This window comes from Iningainema tapete BLCC-T55 (assembly GCF_014698965.1).
GTDB lineage: Bacteria > Cyanobacteriota > Cyanobacteriia > Cyanobacteriales > Nostocaceae > Iningainema > Iningainema tapete.
This window is the reverse complement of sequence record NZ_JACXAE010000086.1, coordinates 276,694-293,149: the sequence shown is the minus strand read 5'-3', so window position 1 is coordinate 293,149 and position 16,456 is coordinate 276,694. Positions and strand designations below refer to the sequence as shown.

At 38.3% G+C, this 16,456-nt stretch carries 13 protein-coding genes; 2 read left to right on the top strand and 11 right to left on the bottom strand.

Annotated elements, in window-relative coordinates; translation table 11 throughout:
• Positions 1-23 precede the first annotated feature (23 nt).
• The gene (locus ICL16_RS29305; RefSeq protein WP_190835100.1) at positions 24-1,358 is read right to left on the bottom strand and encodes a GH39 family glycosyl hydrolase; all 1,335 of its coding nucleotides are present in this window, start codon (positions 1,356-1,358) and stop codon (positions 24-26) included.
• A gap of 5 nt (positions 1,359-1,363) precedes the next feature.
• Positions 1,364-3,388 (bottom strand): GumC family protein, encoded by a 2,025-nt coding sequence (locus tag ICL16_RS29300; protein WP_190835099.1) that lies wholly within the window; start codon positions 3,386-3,388, stop codon positions 1,364-1,366.
• Positions 3,389-3,639: 251 nt separating this feature from the next.
• Here ICL16_RS29300 and ICL16_RS29295 point away from each other — a divergent pair, with 251 nt between their 5' ends.
• Positions 3,640-4,965 (top strand): O-antigen ligase family protein, encoded by a 1,326-nt coding sequence (locus ICL16_RS29295; RefSeq protein WP_190835098.1) that lies wholly within the window; start codon positions 3,640-3,642, stop codon positions 4,963-4,965.
• Here ICL16_RS29295 and ICL16_RS29290 read toward each other — a convergent pair.
• The 9 genes from ICL16_RS29290 to pgsA all read right to left on the bottom strand — a co-directional run bounded on the left by ICL16_RS29290 (position 4,914) and on the right by pgsA (position 14,883).
• Complete coding sequence (locus ICL16_RS29290) at positions 4,914-6,065, bottom strand: glycosyltransferase (RefSeq protein WP_190835097.1); 1,152 nt, start codon at positions 6,063-6,065, stop codon at positions 4,914-4,916. The two genes, ICL16_RS29295 and ICL16_RS29290, sit on opposite strands and share 52 nt — an antisense overlap.
• A 14-nt stretch (positions 6,066-6,079) precedes the next feature.
• Positions 6,080-7,162 (bottom strand): glycoside hydrolase family protein, encoded by a 1,083-nt coding sequence (locus ICL16_RS29285; protein WP_190835096.1) that lies wholly within the window; start codon positions 7,160-7,162, stop codon positions 6,080-6,082.
• A gap of 75 nt (positions 7,163-7,237) precedes the next feature.
• Positions 7,238-8,347, bottom strand: a complete 1,110-nt coding sequence (locus ICL16_RS29280; RefSeq protein ID WP_190835095.1) for a glycosyltransferase family 4 protein — start codon at positions 8,345-8,347, stop codon at positions 7,238-7,240.
• A 36-nt stretch (positions 8,348-8,383) separates the two neighbouring features.
• Positions 8,384-9,517: a glycosyltransferase family 4 protein gene (locus ICL16_RS29275; RefSeq protein ID WP_238361003.1), complete on the bottom strand. Its 1,134-nt coding sequence runs from the start codon at positions 9,515-9,517 to the stop codon at positions 8,384-8,386.
• Positions 9,507-10,937, bottom strand: a complete 1,431-nt coding sequence (locus tag ICL16_RS29270) for a lipopolysaccharide biosynthesis protein (RefSeq protein ID WP_190835094.1) — start codon at positions 10,935-10,937, stop codon at positions 9,507-9,509. Before ICL16_RS29270 ends, ICL16_RS29275 begins: the two co-directional genes overlap by 11 nt.
• A gap of 71 nt (positions 10,938-11,008) precedes the next feature.
• The gene (locus ICL16_RS29265) at positions 11,009-11,962 is read right to left on the bottom strand and encodes a glycosyltransferase family 2 protein (protein WP_190835093.1); all 954 of its coding nucleotides are present in this window, start codon (positions 11,960-11,962) and stop codon (positions 11,009-11,011) included.
• 140 nt (positions 11,963-12,102) lie between these two features.
• Positions 12,103-13,302, bottom strand: a complete 1,200-nt coding sequence (locus ICL16_RS29260; protein WP_337907144.1) for a WecB/TagA/CpsF family glycosyltransferase — start codon at positions 13,300-13,302, stop codon at positions 12,103-12,105.
• 829 nt (positions 13,303-14,131) lie between these two features.
• Positions 14,132-14,356, bottom strand: a complete 225-nt coding sequence (locus ICL16_RS29255; protein WP_190835092.1) for a type II toxin-antitoxin system HicB family antitoxin — start codon at positions 14,354-14,356, stop codon at positions 14,132-14,134.
• Positions 14,356-14,883, bottom strand: coding sequence for a CDP-diacylglycerol--glycerol-3-phosphate 3-phosphatidyltransferase (gene pgsA / locus ICL16_RS29250; RefSeq protein ID WP_190835091.1), 528 nt, complete (start codon positions 14,881-14,883; stop codon positions 14,356-14,358). Before pgsA ends, ICL16_RS29255 begins: the two co-directional genes overlap by 1 nt.
• A gap of 86 nt (positions 14,884-14,969) precedes the next feature.
• Here pgsA and ICL16_RS29245 point away from each other — a divergent pair, with 86 nt between their 5' ends.
• Entirely contained in the window at positions 14,970-16,406 is a 1,437-nt protein-coding gene (locus ICL16_RS29245) for an aspartate ammonia-lyase (protein ID WP_190835090.1), read from the top strand.
• Positions 16,407-16,456: the final 50 nt, after the last annotated feature.

Here is a 16,456-nt window from a genome sequence, read left to right as displayed (position 1 = left end):
ATGATCATGCGCATCCGGAAGTTTTAAAGTCGCAGCAAGGCAAGAGAATAGGGAGGCAAGGAAAGAGGTTTGTTTTTTAACCCTATCGCCGCCAATTTGCTAGTCCTAGTACCATTACCATCAAGGTAGAATACCGACACGTTGCTATTGGTAGTTAAATTTTTTGCCTCTAGGCGAACTTGGGTACGATCGCTCGATTTATTAATCAGCAAGAGCGATCGCTTCCCATTTTTCTGACGAACTGCCATCGCTTCAATCAAAGGATGAGTACTTGATGCATACATTACTCTTCCTGTCAAGTACTTAATTCCCCAGGAAAAGACAATGGCAACTTGTCGTAAATGATTTTGTGGATCAATCATACCGTAAATACCATCCTTAAGATGCCAGGAAGTCGCCATATCAATTCCCGCATCAGCCAGATGTTTCAACACGGAAGCAAACCAAACTGCTCCAATGTGGGTATTTTGACGATTTTCTCCAGAATCCCAAGAATAGTTAATATTATATTCCCCCAACAACAAAGGCACTTTTCGGTGCGGAATATATTGCCGAGCTAATTTGCGAAACTCATAAACCTGATGGGCATAATCAGATGTACGGGACATTAACTTTTGTGTAGGCTCTTGAGCATCACCACTAGCGTAACTATGCCAGGAAATAAAATCTACATTTGCTCTACAGGCTCGGAGAAAAGGCGCGAGTTTACCTGTATCACCCCAGTTTAAGGCAGGACCGCCCACTTTAATCTGGGGGTTTACTGCCTTCATTGCTTTTGCGACTTTATTATAGATTTGCCAAAGCTCGTCTAACTTACCTGCTTTTTGGTAAAGCATATCTTTTTCATTAAAAGGTTCCCAGTAAGTAACTTGTCGCAAACCTAAACGGCGAGTGATGATTTTTACTAGTTCAGCACAAAATGCGGCATAATTATCATGTTCTGAACCGTCAAGTATACCGTTTTGATTCTTCATCCATATAGGCCAACCAGGAATATTTTGGATGATGATTGGTCGTTGAGGATAAGAGACATTATAACCTGCTTTGATTTTTGCCTCATCCCAAGTTTTTTTTTGAGGATTAGTCCAGCGCTCGCACAATCCAGCATGATGAACTCTAATTAAACCAACACCTAATCCAGCGAGACGCTTTTGATATATCTTATCAGCAGCGCGATCGGGAATAGTTATTTCATAATCATTGGAGCCAAAGGTAAAAGAAGTAGTTTGAGCTTGTGACCTTGTCCAATCTATGGTAATCTTGGCAGTATTTGAAGCCGCTGTAGAGAAGCCCATTTCTATCAGCTTCAAAGAGGCAAAGCTAGATACTGCTAACTTAATTGTGTCCCGCCGACGCATAGAGATTACTCTAATACAGAAGTATTTAAACGATTTGGATATGTTTTAGTTTTTGTTTCCTCACCATTAACTACCAAAGCCAACATTTGGGCTTTGTGCTGAATCAATTGTTCAATACTTTCATTCACTGAATGACTGTGGCTCACACCAGGGCGAACAACAAATAACACGTTATTAGCGTGAGCAGCCATCATGGCTGTTTCACTAGTTAAACTGACAGGAGCGCTGTCAATCAGAACATAATCATAGTTATTTGTAGACTCTGCTGTAGCTAATAGTTGTTCAAAACGTCCTCGTCTCAAAAGTTGTACTTTTGTGCCTTGTTGAGGCATAGGTAACAAATCAAGATTTGGTTGTATTGGCATTAATTGTAAGTTTGGGATTGATTCAACAGAGAAACCCAAGCGCTTGCTTAATTGTGCCTGTCGTACATCTCCATCTACTAACAGTACCCGAAAACCCAAATCTACTAAAGCTATAGCTAATCCTATAGTAACAGTGGTTTTTCCTTCTCCCATCATGGCACTGGTAATTAACAGGCGATGGTTTTCTAGTGGTTGTAAGCTAATTGTTGATGCTAACCGTTGAAACTCGATTTCTCTTTCTTGACCTAGTTGACTAGGAATTGTAGAATTCTTGAGCTTGGGAATTCGTGCCACAAAGCGGAATTTTACTGCTTCTAAATCTTTTGGACTTAATAGTGGATTGCGCTTTTCTAAGAGTAACAATAGAGCAATGCTACCAATAATGGATGCGAGAACAGCATTGATTAAAGCTAAAGACATTTTGGGACTGGTAGGTTTTGGTTCTACCCTGGGAGGATCGAATACCTGTACATTAGGATAAGCATTAAAGGCATCAATATTGTTCTGCTGCACTTGAGCTACCAAGCCTTTATAAACACCTTCGGCAACATCAACTTGTCGCTGTAAGTCTGTAAGTTTCTGCTGACTTGCTGGTAGAGACTTTAAAGTAGCGTTAAGTTGTAGAATCTGATTATCCAGTTTTTCTGCTTGTTGTTTTTGGGCAGTGGCTTCGCTATCTGCTAAGATCAATTGTTGGATGAGAGTGGAACGTCCTTGTGCATCAGTAGTTACTGTAGTGTCTATTCGATTACCATTACCTGCACTATTGATATACTCCTGAAGTAAGCTTTGCAATTGTTGACTTTGAGTAATCAGGCTTTGAACCTGTGGGTGATTTTCTGTCAAAGTGGCACGCTTTTGCACCAAAGCAGCTTCCACTTCAGCTAATTTGTTGCGTACAAATTGGTAGTCTTGATTTTCACCTAAACTCAAAGATTGTACTGCCTGAGTTGGCATAAGATTCAAGCGTTGTGATATTATTTGAGCGCGATTTTGACTTGCAGCAGCTTGTGCTAAAGCAGTGGCTCTAGCAGTAGTTAAAGTATTAATTGTGCTGACAATTCCTTTCGTTTGTTCTTCAACGTTTGCTAAACCAGTAGATTGCCTAAAACCTGCTAGTCTAGTTTGTGCTTCAGTTAATCTTTCTTTGGCAAGACGTAGTTCTTTTTGGGAAAACTGTAACCGTGCTTCGGAGTTTGCTTGTCGTAGTTCGTTCAAGCGTTTTTGATAAGCGCTGGTGAGTGTTAGAGCACGCGATCGCGCTATTTCTGGTGAGGAACCACTCACACTCACTGATATAATTGTAGACTGCTCTTGGGGTGATACCTTAAATAGTCCTTTATAGCTAGCAATTCCCTTAAATTGGCTTTTCTCTAAATCGGAAGCTAGCACCTGTTCTATTAAAGCATCACTAGTAAGAATTGATGCTTGTATCTTCAAAGGATTAACCTGAGCAGAAAAACCGGGATCGCTGTTTCTAATTGAACCAAGAGTTCCTAAACTGGCATCTAAATTACTAGTAGAATCAGGCAGAATAAACTGTGTAGTAGCAGTCCATACTTTTTGGGAATATTTTACAGATGCAACTGCGCCTGTCATCAATATGACATTTAAGCCTAGTAGATATTGCCAATGTCTTGCCGTAATTGCAAGTAGTCTATTCATGTTATTTCCCTTATCAAATCACAAAATTGATTATGTAAAATTGCTGTCTGCTAATGTATGAAAATCTCCGCAAGCCTAGAACTTCAGTACATGGAAACATGGAAACATAGACCTAGCGTTCGTGTATAGAATGAAATAGCCCTATATTGATATACATAAAACCCTTTTGCCTTTCTTGCTAATAGTACTGATAAAGCTAAAAAAAGTAGGAAATATTTACTTAATACAAGTAACATCCCAAATAACCGTGAATGTTTAAAGCTTTCATTAACATCACTAAAAATTTGCAAATAGGTGATTTGTCATCTACCGAAAGAGTGATTTATTGGGGAATAATTTTAACACCAGTTTGGTGGCTTTTAGGCATACAACCGCTGTTATATCCAGCAGTGGTGATTACTTTATTAGCAGTTGCCTTCAGTCTCGATCGCGTGATTAAATCCTCACTACCAGCTTGTATTTGGGCTTGGTTAATCATGGCACTGGTAATGCTTTGGACTGCAATACTTGGACTTTACAGCATGGGTTTCCCCTTACAAGAAACCGCTGCGGGTTTAGTCACCTTCTTAAAAAGTTACTTCTTCATTTTTGCCTCCTTAGCCTTACCATTTTGGACAAAAGTACGAGTATTTGTAATCACTCGTGCAGTTGCTTGGATGGCAACTAGCTATTTAATCAATACTGGTATTCAAATGCTTTTACTTGTAATTGGGATTCGCAATGCAGTTTATACACCTGTACTTGCACGCTTAATTCCTGGAGATAAATCCAGTTTGCAAATCGTGCTTGCTAGTATACAGTCATTTTTTGGTATCCCTTTACCAAGAACAGTACTTTACACTCCAGATCCACCAATTTTAGGAATTTCTTCTGTATTATGTTTTCTCATTTGTCTTAATGAAAAAAATCATCGCTTGCGTAACTGGGCATTAGCTGGTTCATTGTGTGGTTTACTAGTTAGTTTTAGTCGTCTAGCTTGGATGTGCTTACCACTAGCGCTTTTAATTGTTGCCTGTTTTCAAAGTTCCAAAATGCGTCAAACTTATCTTTGGTTAGCATCTTTGACATTTTTAATCTGTTCATTTCTAGGGCTATCAGTAGGACAATTATTAGATAAACCACTGGAAATATTTGATAGTGCTCGCTCTAGTTCATCAGCAGAAAGAGCATTAGTTGTGAGCAAAACCCTTGAAGCTTGGCAAGAAAAACTTTGGTTGGGCTGGGGAGTAATACAAGGTAAAGCTCACTTATATGAAGATGTTTATATCAGTCTTGGTTCTTTTTCAACATATGCTGCAGTACTTTATTTACATGGAATAGTCGGGATGGTTTGTTTTGTGTTAGCATTGCTACTGACACTATTCTTTTTCTATACGCCCGCCGTGCAGGGTAACACTTTAAGTAAACGGGCATTTGCTTGCTTAGCTGTACTGTATTTACAGATGAACGCCACACCTTTAAGTTGGATGGCAGTATATATGTGGTTCTTTTTCCTCTGGTTAGGTACAGTTATTCAAACAATACATCAAGATAATTTGACTGTATCTAGTTGGGAACAGTTATCTGAATTTAAATAATTAAAACCCAATACATTCAAATACTTTTCTGCACAAGCTTCCAGAGAAAATTGGTGCAGCCAACTTGGATCAACTCTCTTTGCATTACCAGATAATACGCTTAAAATTGCTTGCGCCATAGCTTTACTGTCACCGACTGGTGTTAACAAACCATACTTGCCCTCAGCAAGAATTTCACTAGGACCACTTGGGCAGTTTGTAGACACAACAGGAGTTCCCACAGCCATTGCTTCTATGAGTACAGTAGGCAAACCTTCCCAAGCAGAAGATAATACAAACACCTTAGCTTGCGCCATGTAAGCATAAGGATTTTGTACAAAACCCAGTAGCGCTACCTCCTCGTCTAAACCCAACTCACGTATTAAAGTTTCGAGTTGTGGTTTTTCTGGTCCATCTCCCAAAATTACCAACCTTGCTGGTAGCAATTGGCGTACTTGGGCAAATGCACGGATGAGGGTAGGGAAATCTTTTTGTAGATATAATCTTCCTACTGCTAAAATAACAGGCGGTTCTCCAGGCTGAAACCAAGGATGATCTACAGACTCTTGAGCACGGGTAAATATCTCAGGAACTACTACTGGATTATGAATTACTTGAATGCGCTTCTGTGGTAAGTAAGTTATGTTGGCTAAATCTTGCGCTACCCCATGAGAAACAGCGACAATACCATCTGCCCAAGGATAGAAAAGCCTTGCCGCTAAGGGAGTTAGACGCACGGAGATTTGTGGTATGCGTTGCGCTTCGACAGAAAGAGTATTTTGTTCGCATACAACTACTCTTGTCGATACCCCAGACAGACGTTTTGCCCATAAAGCTATTTCGCAAGGGTAATGTAGTGCAGCTAACAGAGTTGTAGGGCGATCGCGTCGTAGGTATTCCACTAACTTAGGAAGACTGTTTAGTACCCATTGAGATTTTAAATCTACCAGTCGAATTTCTGGTGGAACTCGCTCCAAAAAAGAGCCTTTTGCTCTAGCTACCACTAAATCAACATTTAAATCTTGTTTTAGGAAAGCTCCAGCTAAGTTAAGTATTGTTCTTTCCGCTCCGCCGCCATAAAGTTCACGCAGAAAAATTGCAATATCAGGTGATTTAGACATACTATACTTTGATCCTAATTAATTGATATAGAGTGATTATTCCAGCAAACTCGATGCAGCGGTGAAAGTGCTAATGTCATTCGTTTGTAATACCATCCATACGCTATGAATTCATCTGGATTATCCGGAGAAGGAAAAAAGTTTGTTCCATACATTCCAGTTTTCTCGCTACCTTGAACAACTGGTTTTTCACTCACAGGTTTAAAAGGACCAGTAATGCAATCAGAAACATACCAGTACAAAGATGAATCAGTGATTTGATCTTTACCGACTTTCTCTATCCATTTGGGGTTTAACCAGGTAGTCCAACAGGAGAAAAACAAATGATATTGACCATTTTTATAAATCACCTGTGGTCTTTCCATTTCATAGTAAGGTGACTCATTTGTACCTTCAATAACAGGTATAGCAGCCGGGGGTAGTAGTTGGTAAGGTCCAGTAATTTTGTCTGCTACCGCCACCCCAACACATCCCCGAAATTTTCCCTCTCCTCCTTCCTTTAAATAAGCACAGATGAACATGTAATACTTTCCAGTCTGATGATCCTTAACGACATAAGGATCGCGCCATTGATAATGATCGTATTCATCATCACCCATTTGGCGTTTGAAACGTCCGTACCAGCGATAGTTATTATCTGGTTTTACAAGTTGATTAGTTAAGGATCTTTGCCAATGCAACCCATCCACAGATGTTGCTATACCAATTCCTTCATTCATGATTTCTGCACCCTCACCTGCTGCTGAGTAAAAGAGGTAGTAAATATCATCCTCTTTGTGAGTACAGCCAGCTAGCATTCTTCCCGACTCCCATGCATTATCTGGGTTTACATCAAGTAAAACTCCAATATCTTCCCAGAATTTCATATCATGTGAAATTGCACCACATATCTTACCTTGTATCCACCAAATGTTAGATCCCCTTGGTCCTACCAAATAGAAGAGACGGTAGACATCGCCATCTTTTAAAATCCAAGGATCCCAACTAGGATAACTGTTCCACCACGAAAACAAAATATTTCTTGCCTTTTCTCTACCTTTAGGCAATACGTGAATCAGTCGGGCTGTTTTTTGGTATATTTCACTATTAAATTTCATCTTTTCACTTTTAAAGAGTACACAGAGGTAAGAGGCGAGAAAATTAAATAATAAGTATGTTCTTACATCTACGCTTTACTTAATAGTGGACAATACCTGTACTATATTGTTGGCTATATTGTTCCAGTTAAGTTTAGTTCTCACTTGAAAGCGTGCTGCTTGAGACATGGATGCTAATACAGAAGGGTTACTTATCAAATCGACAATTTGGTTAGCTAATAATTCAGATGTTGGTTGTTCAATTACAATCCCATTCACTTTATGTTCAACAATTTCTGGCATTCCGTCATTAGCTGAGACAATACAAGGAATTCCATAATTCATTGCCTCCATCACAAATCTAGGAAAAGGATCGCAATAAGCAGGTGCTAGAACTAAGTCTGTGTTGAGAAAAAGATTTTGTAGTTGTGAACGAGAAATATGTCCTGGATTATCAATACCATCCTCATGAAAAGGTAGCTTCCTGCCAATAATGACTAATTTAGCTTCAGGAAGTATCTGTCTTACCTTTTTAAAAGCAGCTAAAACTAAATCTCCTCCCTTTCTTTTGAAGTCGGAACCGTTAAATAATATTTGCTGACTACCAAAGTTTTTTTCTCCCTCATAAGGTGCTTGAAAATCTCCAGAAGCCCCAACCACAGTTACTTTTTTAGGCTCGATGCCATAATCTTGTAACAAAGAAGTTTTGACGCAATTACTTTGTGCAAAAAGATGGGTAGCTCGTTGAAAAAGTTGACGTTCACACTCAAACCAACCATTGCGATCGCTACGATTAATAAAGTAAGCCCAGGGCAATTGTTTTTTCTCAGACAGAACCATTGTATAATCTAGATAGACAACGTATGGTATATCGTATTTATTCCAAATTGGACTATATGTATTAAAAATATGAAATACCAATTCAGGAGGAGATGGCATTTGCCTAATTTCTTGCTCTATTCTTTGTGATTTGGCAATAAACTCTCGTTGATTCTTTTGAAATAATGTATCTGCTTTACTCACCGAAAACACCCGCAGAGCATAAAGGTATTTCAGTAAACGTCTTGTCATTTTTTGTTCATACCACTCCTGTTTTCTTTGGATAATTTGTAAGTTTTCACAATAAGAAGACATTGCTTGAAAAAGAAACTCATGCCGAAATAAATACGGTGACTCTCCCGTTACCACAATATTTTTTATTTTCATAACTTGAGCGGAAATTAATTTTTACTTAAATATGACTTAATTAGATAAAGTTTTGACTATTTGCTGAGCTATATTGTTCCAGTTAAATTTAGTTTTCACCTTGGAGCGTGCTGCTTGAGACATGGATTCTAATCTCAAAGGATTGCTTAACAAATTAATTATGTGACTAGCTAACATATCAGCTGTTAGTTGTTCAATAACAATCCCATTCACCTCATGCTCAATAATTTCTGGCATCCCATCATTAGCGGAGACAATGCAGGGAATTCCATAATTCATTGCCTCCAAAAGAAAAGTTGGAAAAGGATCGCAAAATGCAGGTGCAACAACTAAATCTGTTGTGAGAAAAAGATTATGAATATCTGAACGAGAAATATGTCCTGGATTTTCAACCCCGTCTTCATTTACTGATATTCTTTTACCTATTATAACTAATTTCGCTTCAGGAATTACTTGTTTTACCTTCTGGAAAGCATTTAAAACTAAATCTCCACCCTTTCTCTTAAAATCTGATCCATTAAATAGTATTCTTTTCGTTCCAAGTGTTTTTTCTCCGTTGTAATTTTCTATAAAATCGCCCGAAGAACCTACAACAGTGATTTTTTGAGAGTCTAGCTCATAATCTTGAATTAAAGATTGCTTTACTATATTACTCATACAAAAAATATGCTTGGCTCTTTGATAAACTAGGTTTTCGCAGTCTAGCCAAGACTGACGTTGTTGATGATTAATAAAATTAGCCCATTCTGACCAATTTCTCTCTGCCAAAGCTACAGTATAGTCTAAGTACATCACATAAGGAATATCAAATTTGTCCCAAAAGGGACTGTATGTACCAAAAAGATGAAAGACAAGATCTGGTTTAGATTTCATTTTGTGAATTTCATACTCTGCACGTTTTGATTTCAAAATGAATGCCAGTTTATTTTTTTGAAATAATGCATTGGCTTTACGTAAAGAACCTGTAAGAAGGGTAAGAATACTTTTCAAAGTAATTCGCGGTATTTGTGTTTCATACCATTCATTACTTCTAGGGAGAAACTGTAGATTATTAATATGTGTAGACATTGCTTGAAAAAGAAATTGATGTCTCTCAAGAAATAACGCTTCTCCTGTCACTAATATTTTTTTGTATATCATAGTAATCCTATCTAAATTATTAGCGTGCATATCTTGCTTTCAACCAATTTACAGATTTATCAGCAATATTTTTGTACTTAGTGAATTGTTGAGGAAAGAAAAATCTAATATTAAAAGCATAAAGTAAAATAAAGACAATTTCTTTAATACCTATTGGTAGATTTATCGATACAACTAAAGGTGAAATAACTAGAAAAATCGGGGTAAAAGCATACATGAAAAACTTTCGCATTGACCAACCAAATTGTTTACAGCCTGCCCACCACCAGGCAAATGTCCAAAATAATCCCAAGATGAAAGCAACCGCAATACTCACTCCAAGAATTCCTTTATATATAGCCCCAATAAAAAAACTCAGAACGGCAAGCGGTGCAATATAAAGGTTCACTTTCGCATTAATGTCTGGGCGTCCCTTTGCAGATAGCATAGAATCTAGAGGATTATTTATAACACGAAAATAGGCAAAAATTAACAACCAAGGAATAACAATGCATAAAGGTGTCCATTGAGAGCCAAATACTAAAGATATAAATTCTTTATCAGTTACTAAAAAAATTAAAGCGTAGATAGGAGCGGTTATAAAAGCAACTTGCTCAACAACTTTAAAAAGCGTATCTTCTTGTTGTTGCTCATCTATTTGAGCAAAGATTGGCATTCCCAGTTGACCAATTACTGAATTGAAAATAGTAGATAATGCCATAGTTAATTGATAAGCAAGGTTGTAGTAACCCAAGCTAGTACTACCTAACACTTTACCGACAACGAAATTATCTAGGTTTGCATTCATATAAAAACCAAAACTAGAGCCAGTAGAGCCAAGACAGAAAGATAAAACTTCCGATTTAACAAGAGGGTTAATTTCTAAACGTAAATTATGACCAGATTTATAGCGTGTCAAAATGCAGCCTATGATCCAAGAAGCAGTATCTCCAATCACAAATGACCAATAACTCAACCCGAGCAAAGCAGAACCAATAGTAGATAACAATCGAGTCATGCAACTGATGAAATTTATATTTGCTAATTCTCGATATTGTAACTGTCTGGTCATAATTGCAGAATAAATACAGAAGACAGAAGATAATAGTAGATTACCTGCAAATACTATTAAGATCCAAGTTAAGTTTGGCTGATTGAAAAAACTAGCTATCAATGGTGAACTAGCTATCATTGCCAAGGAAAAAGTTAGTCCAATGCCAAGACTTATTGTATAAGTAGTGTTTAAGTAGCGTTGATCTTCAGTACCTTTGTAAATGATAAATGACCCTGTTGTACTTTGGGTAAAAAGTGTAAAAAAAGACCAGAAAACGTAGGCTACGCCAATAACACCAAACTCAGATGGTTGTAGTAACCTTGCTAAAACTAAATTACTTAATAAAGCAAAAAATCGTGTAATAAAGGTACTGTAAGTAATCCAAAACCCACTCTTAATCAATGAAATTTGTTTCATGTTTGTCAGCAAATCTGTTTTGTGTCGTCGTTGTAGAGACGTTCCGCCGGAACGTCTCTACCGTGTCATGGTTACCTGGCATTTGCCTTGCCAAGCGATCGCCCAATCACTACCTGACTAAGTGGTGCTAGACGCGAAGCAATTAAAGTCAGAAGCGAACGCATATCCTGATAAAAAATTGACTTGTCGCAAATAAAAGCTTGATCGACAAAATCACGGGCTGTTTGAGTATCACCACCTTGGAGACACAATCGCGCTAAATAGCGGTACATGTAGGCGTAGGCAGTTGGCAACATTGGCTCTATTAAGTCAGGAGAACGTCGGTAAGCTGCCTGAATTACTTGTTCACCACTAATCCGCATTTGAACAAGATTGAAAGAGAGTCCAGAAGGGCGGACACGATAGTAAGACAAAAGACGCTTCTCTCTGTAAAAACGCCACTTTTGCGTTACCGCAATTCGTAACCAAAAATCAATATCTTCCCAACTGCGTAATTCTTCATCAAACTCGCCAATCTCATCCACCAAACAGCGCCGGAATACTGCATTAGAACCGTGTCCGACAAAGTTTTTGCACAACAAAGCTAGTATTGGGTTGACGTGAATGGGTTTGCCACTCAAAGTAATAAAAGTTAATCTCCCATCATCGCGAATTGCCCTAGAAGCACTGTAAACCACTCCTACCTCAGCATTACGCTCAAGTTGAGCTACATGATTAGCTAATTTATCTGAATGATAAACATCATCGCCGTCTAATAATGCAATATACTTACCGCAAGCATGACGAATTCCATAGTTGCGTGCTGAAGAAAGACCACCATTTTGTTTTTGTAACAACTTAAAGCGTGCATCGCGCTTTAAAAAAGGTTTTACCACATCATCCGTACCATCACAAGAACCATCATCAACAATAATTGCCTCAAATTCTGACAAAGTTTGACGTTCTAGAGAACCCAATGCATCGTGGATGTACGATTTCACGTTATAGGCAGGGACTATAACACTAACTTTTGGGGTAATAATCATTTAATAACTCCAGCAATTGTGCATTCTGCTTTTTGTCGGATGTGGCTCTCTATTCGATATCAAAGCGGGCAATACTACCGGCCCCCACAAGGACTACATTGTGAATGCACCCTATTTCAGAGAGAAAGGCTGCGGAGCTATTAGTTATTAGCTACATCAGCGCTCATGTTTTTAACTATCTTATCGATAGTCTGTTGTTGAATTGCTCCCTTGCGTTCTAGGACTTCACCTAAAAGCATTCCGGTTAGTTTTTGCTCAGATAAGGCAGTTTCAACTTGTGTTTTAGTCAAAAGGTTTGCTTCCACAAAATAATCAGCAATCTGTTTGACTCTCGTGTAAATGTTTGCAAGTGATTCCTGATTTTGATTGGTTGAATTTAAGTGTTTGTTCTTGTTGGCATCAGCTTCTAATCTATTGCTATCAATTGATTGCATAGCTTGTACGCGTAATGGAGAGGCGTAAAACTTTGCTAAAGCAATATGTAGTACAAAGGCGGGATTTCCCAGTAAATAACGAGCCGCTAGGCGTTTGGGTTCACGGTACAAACGATATAACCATTCTAAACCCATATGAGAAACAAATCTTGGACAGTCTGGCACAACACCCGCTAGGCGATCAATAATCGCTCCACCTAACATGATTGCATTAACATGCAAGTGATCGCCATATCTTCTAATCCAATTTTCTTGAACTGGCATCCCCATGCCTACTATTAATACATGAGGTTTTGCCTGATTTATTTTTTCAATCACAGCTTCATTTTGTTGTGTATCTTCTTTGTCAAAATATCCGTGGTATCCAAAAAAATTTACACGCGGGTATTCTTCTCTTAAGCGATTAAGAGCCGTTTCTAAACAATTAGGTTTTGCTCCCAGCAAAAATACAGACAATCTCTGCTCATTGCATTTTTCTAAAACTTTTGGCATCAACATTGTGTAGGAAGATTGATAGTCTCTGGGTAACTTTAGCCCCATCCAACTAATCGCTTTTAACATGCCTACGCTGTCACAATGCGTAATTTCCGCACTCTGAAGAAATTGATAATACCAAGGTAGTTGCATTGAAAGATTAAAACTGTGCACATTGTAGTTAGCTACAGTTATCTTTCTCCCCTCAATCGAAGCTTTATATATAGCTTCTACAATGGCTGGGACAGTCATGCAGGTAATGCGGCGTTCTAACAGGTATACGTCTAGATTTGGTAGTTTTTGCACCTGGTGAAGATTAGGTATTCTGGTAAGCTTTTTGCCTCTGTTGCTGTTAGACGCATCAACTTTAGAATACCGCACCTGCATGTGTAAATTGTTAGAAACAGCTGTGGGTTCTTGTATTTGCTCCACAGACGTTTCCTCATATACCTAAATAAAATTTATAGTAACTACACACTCACCTTTGTATCTCTTTAGAGGTATTATTTTTCAATCAAAAAATAATACACATTAATTTTTCTTGTATTATTTCGCATGTGTAGAAAAAAATACTTGTTTTTTGTTGAGAAATGGCAATCACAATTGCAATTTGAATTTAAAAGTAAATTTTTGTAAAAGTCTATAGTATTTACCAAATATAACTTTTGTCTTACAACTTTGCCATAAAACTTTGTTGCAACTAAATACAAAGTCGTGTAACAGACAGTATAAAAAGTAAGTTAACACAGATTATAGACATTGCAATTATACTTTAATTTATATGTATATATGAACACTTATACAAAATAATATACATAGAATATTCATATTCATTACAAAAAAAATTACTGACATCTATCTTTAGATGTATTTTTTTTAATACTTTAAGTAGGTTAATTATATTAAAATAAACAATAAATGAAAAATAGTTTACGTATATTAGTCAAATTTATAAATAAAATTAAGTAGCCAACTTAAAAAAGCTCAATAGATTTGTTGCAAAAAGAGGTTTTTCATGAAACATGAAAGCAGAACGTAGTAATAAAGAGTAAGTTCTTTTACTCGGCTCGGATTACACGTATTAGTACTAATATCAAAAAGTTGTTCGTAAAGAACAATCTTCATTGATACTTATTTCTTTCTATACCAGTTCTAAACAATTAGTCATAACTAAGAAGCCCGATAACTTTAACGAAACCGGGCTTCTTGGGATACGTAATTGTTACTTGGGAAGGATTGCTATGTACTACGTTACCGATGATTAGACGAACTCAAAACAAACGTTTGTAGTTAGAGGTTCTGGTAGTGGTTTTCCTTGTGCTTGGTAATCTTCAATCAAAAGCTCTAGTACTTCCTCTCCATTCTTGAGAGCATCCGCATAGGTATCTCCATGAGTGTGTGCATAAGGTCCAAACTCAGGTAAACTGACAATGTACTTGCGATCTTCGTTTGACCACTGAATAAGAATGCTATACTGGGGTTTCATTAGTTTTTTACGGTGCTGATACCGTCTTTTTGCGGAAAAATATAAATTGCCCCAGAAATTAACGTGAGAACAACAGAAATCCAGAAAGCTATAACAGAGGGGATTTGCCACACTTCAGGTAGGGGAGCGATTAAAAGTACGATCGCCACTATTTGACTGACAGTTTTCAGCTTACCCCAAATATTGGCTCCGGTAATCGTAGTTTGGCTCACCCGCCAACCAGCGATCGCCAACTCCCGTGCTAGGATGAGAAACACACCCCAAGCAGGAACTTGCCCTAGTTCAATTAAAGCTAGTAACGGCGCAAGTACCAGTAGTTTATCAACTAAAGGATCGAGAAACTTACCTAATTCACTAATTTGATTGAGTTTCCGCGCCAAATACCCATCCAACCAATCAGTCAGAGCGGCAACGAGAAAAATTGCCAAACACACCCACCGCGCTTGGGGTGTAGGGTTACGTAACCCGTAAAGCAGAAAAGGTAACGCTAATAAGCGAGAAAAAGTAATCCAGTTGGGTATAGTCATGTCTATTTTGGATGACAGTTGACAGTTGACGGTTAACAGTCAACAGTTAACAGTTAGCAATTCCTAATCTAAAGTCCAAAATCAATATGAATCAACAACCAGATTCCTCAGTACGCATCGAACGCGATTCAATGGGCGATCGCCTTATCCCTAGTAGCGCTTATTACGGTATTCAAACGCTGCGGGCAACAGAAAATTTCCCCATCAGTGGTATTAAGCCTCTTCATACTTACGTAGATGCTTGTATCTTGATTAAAAAAGCTACAGCAATTGTTAATGGAGAACTTAGCTGCATTCCCCAAGACGTAAGTAAAGCGATTGTGCAAGCGGCTGATGAAGTACTTGCTGGGAAATTTCGCGATCAGTTTGTGGTAGATGTTTATCAAGCAGGTGCTGGTACTTCTCACCATATGAACGTAAATGAAGTACTGGCAAATCGGGCGCTAGAAATTCTTGGTGATGAAAAAGGTAATTACAAACTAGTTAGTCCCAACGATCACGTCAATTATGGGCAGTCTACCAATGATGTCATCCCCACCGCAATTCGCATTGGCGGTTTGCTGGCATTATCAAAAACACTACACCCAGCATTAGAAGGGGCAATACAAGCACTTGAAGAAAAAGCTGTCCAATTTCAAGATACAGTTAGATCCGGTAGAACTCACATGCAAGATGCCGTACCTGTAAGGTTGGGAGAAAACTTTCGTGCTTGGGCGCACATTCTGAGCGAACATCAAAACCGGATATACACCAATAGTGGGGATTTGATGGTGCTGGGTTTAGGTGGTAGTGCTGCTGGAACGGGTATGAATACTCATCCTCAATATCGTGGGCGAGTAGTAACAGTTCTTTCGGAGTTAATCGATTGTCCTTTAGAACCTGCACCTCATCTAATGGCAGCAATGCAAAGTATGGCACCATTTGTAAATGTTTCCGGTGCTTTACGTAACTTAGCAACTGACCTAGCTAAAATATCTCATGATTTGCGCCTCATGGATTCAGGACCAAAAACTGGTTTCAAAGAAATTCAATTACCCCCAGTGCAACCAGGTTCCTCAATTATGCCTGGTAAGTATAACCCAGTTATGGCAGAAATGACATCAATGGTATGTTTTCAGGTAATGGGTTACGATAGTGCGATCGCACTTGCATCACTTGCAGGACAATTAGAACTGAATGTGATGATGCCTCTGATAGCTTACAACCTAATTCACAGCATTGAAATTCTCGGTAACACCATTGCCGCGCTCACCGAACGCTGCTTAACTGGAATTACTGCAAATCAAGAACGGTGTTTAGCTTTTGCCGAAGGCAGTTTAGCTTTGGTAACGGCATTAAATCCACACATCGGTTATCTCAATGCAGCTGCTGTGGCAAAAGAATCATTGGAAACTGGTAAGTCGCTGCGACAGATTGTACTGGAAAAGGGACTAATGAATGAAGCCGAATTAGCCGAAGTACTAAACTTGGAACAAATGAGTGCGATCGTACCTCTAAAATACCAAGACGGCGAATCGGATTAAAGAAGAAAGAAGGAAGATAGAACTATAACAATTTCTTCCTTCCCAATTCT